This is a genomic window from Providencia sp. PROV150, from assembly GCF_028481025.1.
GTDB classification, from domain to species: Bacteria; Pseudomonadota; Gammaproteobacteria; order Enterobacterales; family Enterobacteriaceae; genus Providencia; species Providencia hangzhouensis.
In genome coordinates, this window is the sequence record NZ_JAMPPJ010000044.1 from 1 (window position 1) to 4,105 (window position 4,105).

Consider the following 4,105-nt stretch of genomic DNA (forward strand, 5'->3'; position numbering starts at 1 on the left):
CACTGGTATTTATTAAATTTCAGACCACCGAAGTCATCAATATAAGCGACTTCAAAACTGTTCCATGCCGGGTTTTTCAATGTCACGGTCGAATCACTAAACGGGGCGACAAGCACTTCAGGAAAATCTTTATCTTTACTTTGAGTCAACATTGATATTGGTGATCACAATATTAAACGGGGTTGGATTCGACAACGTAATCTGTCCACCTTGTTTTGTGACTTTTAAATCGCGCTGAAAATCTTTCTCGGCAGAGACTGTGTAGTCAATACCTTTTGGGCGATAAAACAGTTTTAAGCGTGATTGGATAGTAAACTGAACCGCATTCGCTTCCTTACCTTGCGGTGGAATACCTAATACATTGAAATACAACAGACTCTCCCTGTCCGTGGGTAAGGTATTTTGCCCATCCATATACGCAATTTTGATTTGTTTTTTCTGTTTAGGGCCAATTTTTTGTAAAAAAGGTAACGCCACTAGTGAGTTAGTCAGCTTTTCACCTTTTTGGTTTTCTATCCATGTCTGCGCTAAAAACGAAGAGGCGGTATCTTGGTTTTCAACAACGATACTGGTTCCGCCATCGGCTTCATTAAAAATAACACGGGTTCTATCTAACCCAAGAACGGCATACGCTTGGCTCATGACGCTTGAGAGTAAAACAACGGAAAGTACTTTTTTAAATAATGTCATTTTTTCACCCATTGAAATCACATTAGTGACGACAAGCAATTGAATCGCTACTTTTAGCCAGGAGACTGTCCGCTAAGAACGTACACGCTTGTGCATCTCCCCAGTTAACGCTAAGTTGGTCGCCCATGTTCAACCCGGTTAAGTAGACGATACCGGATTCAGCAATAATGCCTGAAACTTTACCCGTTACGTTATTTTTCACCACTGAGCCTAATGGTGGGTATTGACCATTAGCCAGCTTAATTCGTGTTATCAGTGACTTACCAATATCTGCATCCATTTTAGCATAACCGATTGCCCCATCAGTGAGTGTAGACGCTAAAACATTATCATCAATGTTTACCGTGTCTGGCAGGTTGTTCACATCCACCTTGTATTCCATATTATAGTAGGTCGGAACGTTACTGATGGTGGCTAACCCACGGCTATTCGTCGTCGCATGACCATTTTCAATCATCACGCCTTGCGCATTTGGCACATCAACCACTAAGCGAGATTGGTCACGATAGGTTAAACGGTGCGCGGAAATACCGTGCTGTGTCGCAGTCACCGAGCCACTCATGGTCATACTTAGCGACGTCATGGAATCCGATAATGACCCCGTCACTTGGACTTGGCCGGCATCCGCACTGTGTGACACATAGGTGCTCACCATGCCTTCCGATAAACCATCTTGGGTCGATGCGGTTAAATTATAGTTCGTGTTGCTATCAACATGACGACTGTAATTCACGTTATTTGCATAGCGCTTGTTGCTGTCACTGTAAGAGGCGAAATACGATATTGATGCATTTTGGTTTTCAGTACTTAATGGTTTGCTGACGGATAAATAAACTTGGTTATCCGTTTTATTATTCGCCCCACGAACTTGGTTTAAAGACAGGGAGATATTCCCACCTTTCATGACGCCTTCATCGAAGAATTTATTGAGCCCCACACTGAAATAGTTATTTTGTTTACCATTCCAATAGGTTTTACGTGATGCGGTGATATTCGCACTCGCATTCATTCCACGTAATTGCTGAGCGTAAGACAATGAAAAAACATGTTTGTCTTTATTGGTATCGATATCTTGTCTGTCGACAAAGTTTTGCTCAACAAAATTGGATAAAGAGTTAAAGGTTCTGTCGGCAAAACGGTACCCGGTTAATGTCAACTGCCCATCAATACTCGGTAAATCTTTGGCATAGTTAATACGGTAGCTTTTGCCTTTCTCACGCCCCAATAAGGTGTCGGCGTAAGATTGGGTGATATCCACCGAAAAAGCCCCTAAAAAGCCGATATTTTGGCCAATACCGAGGTTAATGGCTTTATATTTATTCCCTGATGTTGCCACGATTCCGCCAAAAACAGAGGTATGGTTAAACACCCCAACAGAGCTTTCGACAGTCATAAAATTGTCGTTAGCATGGGTGCCATTCTTCGGGGATAGCTGACCTAAATTCAAGGTGTAGCGCGCTTGCCCTTTACGGGTTAAAAACGGAATATTGGTTGTCGTAAACTGGAATTTCGTTTCTTTACCGTTATCCTCTGCCACGGTCACATCAATGGTGCCCATGATGGATTGACTTAAGTCCTTAATCACAAAAGGGCCCGCCGGCACTTTCACTTGGCTGATGATACGGCCATTTTGTGATAAGGTCACCGTTGCGTTTGAGGCGGCAACCCCAGTAATTTGAGGGGCATACCCTCTGAGGTTCGGTGGCATCATGCTTTCATCGGTAAACATGCTCACGCCTTTGAAACGCACGCTATCAAACAAGTCTGATTTAATGAAAATTTCCCCGGCAAACAACTTTGCCGATAAGCTGGCAATGTCCCTAAAAGCGTAGACTTGGTCCCAATCTAAGTTGCGTTTCTTGCTACCCCGTCCATCTTCGCCCGCCAATTTATTCTCATATTGGTAATTTGCCCGTAAACGCCATTGCGCGAAGTTAGCGCCCACATTCCCGAAGGCATAGAGTTGGTTACGTGTTTCTTCGTTTTTACGGATTAAATGATTATCGCTAATCGTATAATCTAAAATTAACCCCGCAATCCCATAATCGCGCATTTCAGGGCTCACCCACGAAGAATAAGTCGATGCCATATATTTCTGAGGTATCGAAATACTCAGGACTTGTTCGCTATCATTAAAATCGATAGCCACGTTTTTATCGAGAGAGAATAAATTAATACAATCGTTTTCTTGAGACGAAAGTAATATTTCTTTCGCTTCTTCATTTAAGGGGAAACGTTTTATTAATTGTGCCGTAATACACGGCTCAATCGTTCCGTCATGATTAATAAACTTAATTTTTTCGCCGCGGATAATTTTTTTATCATTTAAAATAATATCCGATTCATATAAACCTTCACTTAAACTATTTTTTTCAAAATAGCTTAGGTCAATATTGTCGTCTGCAGACAAATTAAGGGCATTGATATTAAAAGTTTCCGCATTTGTATACCCACCACACATAATGAGTGAGATAATATAACCTATATTTTTTTTCTTAAAATACATGTTGGCACTCTTATGATAATCGATAGTGGGAATACAAAGCTTTACGCTAATTAGCGTAAAGCTTTTGCTTAGGCATGATGGCTATCTTATTCGTAGCTTAATACGTAGTTTGCGATAGAGTTGATGCTACCTGAAGTGGCGGCACCGGTTGCTTCTGCTTGAGCAGACAAAATGATTGTGGTGTCAGACGCTTTCAGTGTTTGCTCTAAAGTCTCACCGGGTTTAATCGTTTTACCTGTACTATCTAAGAATGAAACTGCAACGTTATTTGCGCTACCCGTGCTTGACCATAAAGATGCGTTTGTGGCATCAGGTTGGCCATTAAACGTAATTTTTACTTTAGAATAAGGAGTACCTGAAGCACTTGGGTCTAATTGGCAATCTTGTAATTTTAATTCAAATGAATTGAGTGGGCCTTTTTTACCAGCAGCATCTAAATTAACCGCGGCAATATTACCTAATTGAACTTCTTTATTCACATCAGTCGGTGCAATTGTACATGCACCGCTATTAATTGTGCCTTTAAACGTAATTTTACCTGAACCGGCATCCGCAGCCATTGCAGAAATAGAAGTTGTCGTTAACGCTAAGCATAATGCAATTAAAGTTTTATTCATGTTATCTACCTTATATTAAGTCATTTAATTAAAAATTTTTATCTGTTGTGAAGAACGAAACAAATAATATCCATAAAATGAGTAATCAGATATCGCTAAAGTATGTATTTCGCCGGTAGAATGTAACGAAATATATTAAATTAATGTATTGAAATTAAAGGAAAATAAAAAACGAAATATTTATTAACATTATCACTAGCACCGCGTTAAGGCGTTGAATGCAGATCTTTAAGCCAAAAAACAACTCACCATAAGCATTAAACGCCAACATAACCCATAAAAACAAATAAAC

The 4,105-nt window shown here is 40.3% G+C and carries 3 protein-coding genes and 1 pseudogene; all 4 read right to left on the minus strand.

Annotated features, from left to right (window positions below; all coding sequences use genetic code 11):
- Positions 1 to 152 (minus strand): annotated as a pseudogene (locus PSE83_RS20450) (hypothetical protein); the annotation flags it as partial.
- Positions 136 to 690 (minus strand): fimbrial biogenesis chaperone, encoded by a 555-nt coding sequence (locus tag PSE83_RS20305; RefSeq protein WP_272661060.1) that lies wholly within the window; start codon positions 688 to 690, stop codon positions 136 to 138. The pseudogene PSE83_RS20450 and the gene PSE83_RS20305, both read right to left, overlap by 17 nt.
- Positions 691 to 712: 22 nt before the next feature.
- A complete protein-coding gene (locus PSE83_RS20310; RefSeq protein ID WP_164560870.1) occupies positions 713 to 3,196 on the minus strand; it encodes a fimbria/pilus outer membrane usher protein in 2,484 nt (827 codons plus the stop codon).
- 86 nt (positions 3,197 to 3,282) lie between these two features.
- Complete coding sequence (locus PSE83_RS20315) at positions 3,283 to 3,813, minus strand: fimbrial protein (protein WP_004258966.1); 531 nt, start codon at positions 3,811 to 3,813, stop codon at positions 3,283 to 3,285.
- Positions 3,814 to 4,105 lie beyond the last annotated feature (292 nt).

What these genes read in the sequence shown, in the direction of transcription:
- PSE83_RS20305 (WP_272661060.1), bottom strand. Translation starts at nt 690, where the DNA reads ATGACATTATTTAAAAAAGTACTTTCCGTTGTTTTACTCTCAAGCGTC.
- PSE83_RS20310 (WP_164560870.1), bottom strand. Translation starts at nt 3,196, where the DNA reads ATGTATTTTAAGAAAAAAAATATAGGTTATATTATCTCACTCATTATG.
- PSE83_RS20315 (WP_004258966.1), bottom strand. Translation starts at nt 3,813, where the DNA reads ATGAATAAAACTTTAATTGCATTATGCTTAGCGTTAACGACAACTTCT.